This is a genomic window from Sodalis-like endosymbiont of Proechinophthirus fluctus (assembly GCF_001602625.1).
Classification (GTDB): Bacteria; Pseudomonadota; Gammaproteobacteria; order Enterobacterales; family Enterobacteriaceae.
Genome location: NZ_LECR01000073.1, coordinates 15,025 through 16,299 on the forward strand (window position 1 = coordinate 15,025; position 1,275 = coordinate 16,299).

Annotated in this window: 2 protein-coding genes; both read right to left on the reverse strand. The window is 58.4% G+C overall.

Translation table 11 applies throughout. From position 1 onward, the window contains the following. A partial coding sequence (locus BG74_RS07055) for a GNAT family protein (RefSeq protein WP_066597507.1) occupies positions 1-506 on the reverse strand: 506 nt, incomplete at its 3' end. Beyond that, a partial coding sequence (gene rfbA, locus BG74_RS07060; protein ID WP_066597509.1) for a glucose-1-phosphate thymidylyltransferase RfbA occupies positions 484-1,275 on the reverse strand: 792 nt, incomplete at its 5' end. The genes rfbA and BG74_RS07055, both read right to left, overlap by 23 nt.

Sequence of the window (1,275 nt, forward strand, 5' to 3'; positions counted from 1 at the left end):
TCCCTGAGCGTCACCAGCCCCACTATACCGCCGTCGGGTTCTTGCGCCACCAGGCAGAGGTGATCAAAACTGCCTCGTACGGCATTTTCCACCCACTGCGCGTAAAAGCGCTGGCGCTCTTCGTCACTAAACCAAGGCGCCCGAAAGCGACTTTGCACCAGCGTTTGCGCTGCCAGCGCGCGCAGGGCAGGAATATCCGCCTCCATCGCCAGCCGCATTTCCGCCGGCGGTAGCACCGCTGCGCCCGCGATGGGCGCGCAGCCAGCGCAGGCCGACAGGATATGACAGCAGTCCATTTCGCCTTCTACCGGCCGAAAACCGATGGCACTAAGAGCATCCATTTGCGCCGTGGCCTGCGCCGCCACTTTCGCCTGTACTAACGCAAATCCCGCCAGAGCCGATGATGTCAGGCGAGGCGCGGCGTCATCAAACGCGACACAGCCCAAGCGGCGACCGAAAAAGTTACTCTCCCAGGCCAGGAAATCAATGCTGGCGCGGGCGGACATAGAGCAGATCCATCAGATATTGGCCGTAGCCGGTTTTCGCCAGCGCCTGCGCTGCGCGTCGCGCGCCGTCATCATCGAGCCAACCGTTGCGCCAACCGATTTCTTCCAGACAGGCGATTTTGAAACCCTGGCGCTTTTCGACCGTTTGCACAAAAGTACTGGCCTCAATCAGACTGTCATGGGTGCCGGTATCCAGCCAGGCAAAACCGCGCCCAAGCAGCTCGACGTGCAGCTCTCCCTGCTCCAGATACATCTGGTTTATCGAGGTAATCTCCAGTTCACCTCGCTCTGAAGGCGTGACCCGTCTCGCAAAATTCACTACTTGACGATCATAGAAATAGAGACCGGTTACCGCCCAGCAGGAGCGGGGATGGGCCGGTTTTTCCTCTAGAGCGACGGCGCGGAAATCGTCGTCGAATGCCACCACGCCGAACCGCTCGGGATCCATCACCTGATAGGTAAACAGCGTCGCGCCCTGCTCGCGCGCGGCTACCTGCCGCAGCTTGGGGCTAAATCCCTGGCCAAAATAGATATTATCGCCTAGCACTAGACAACATCGGTCGTCGCCGATAAATTTTTCGCCAATCAGAAATGCCTGTGCTATCCCCTCGGGATTAGGCTGAGCGGCATAGGTCAGACGAATACCGAACGCGTCACCCGCGCCGAGCAGACGCTTGAATAACGGCATTTCTTCCGGAGTGGTGATTATCAGGATGTCTCGGATCCCCGCCAGCATTAGTACAGACAAAGGATAATAAATCATCGGCTT